Here is a 581-nt window from a genome sequence, read left to right on the forward strand (position 1 = left end):
ACATTGGCGTCACCCTCGACGAAGTGGGAAGCTTCGGCAAGTACCTTGGCGGCTCGCCGTCCAACGTTGCCGTTGCCGCGGCACGCCACGGACGCTCGACGGCGGTGATCACCCGAACCGGCGAGGACCCCTTCGGCGAATACCTCCACCGGGAACTGGCCAAGTTCGGCGTGGACGACCGCTTCGTCAGCGGCGTCGAAGGCCTGCAGACCCCGGCCACCTTCTGCGCAATCCTGCCGGAAGAGCAGGCGGAGTGGTGGAAGAGCCTGTCCGAAGAGGACAAGAAGTACCTGCTCAGCAATGAAGAGACCGCCAAGCAGATCATGCAGATGGCCTCTATTTCTACGGACGTTTCCCCACGGCGCCGGACCTCCAGATCGCAGCGGATGAACTGGACCTGGACGCCATCCGGGACGCCCGGATCTTCTGGTCCACCGTAACGGGCCTCTGCCAGGAACCCAGCCGCTCGGCCCATATCGCGGCCCATGACGCCCGCCCGCGCTCCGCCCTCAAGGAAGGGCAGCACACCATCCTGGACCTCGATTACCGTCCGATGTTCTGGAACAGCGTCGAGGAGGCCC

1 pseudogene is annotated in these 581 nt (G+C 64.9%); it reads left to right on the forward strand.

Annotated features, from left to right (window positions below):
• Positions 1-2 precede the first annotated feature (2 nt).
• A pseudogene (locus BIU82_RS16960) lies at positions 3-581 on the forward strand (PfkB family carbohydrate kinase); the annotation flags it as partial.

This window comes from Arthrobacter sp. SW1 (assembly GCF_001766675.1).
Lineage (GTDB): Bacteria > Actinomycetota > Actinomycetes > Actinomycetales > Micrococcaceae > Arthrobacter.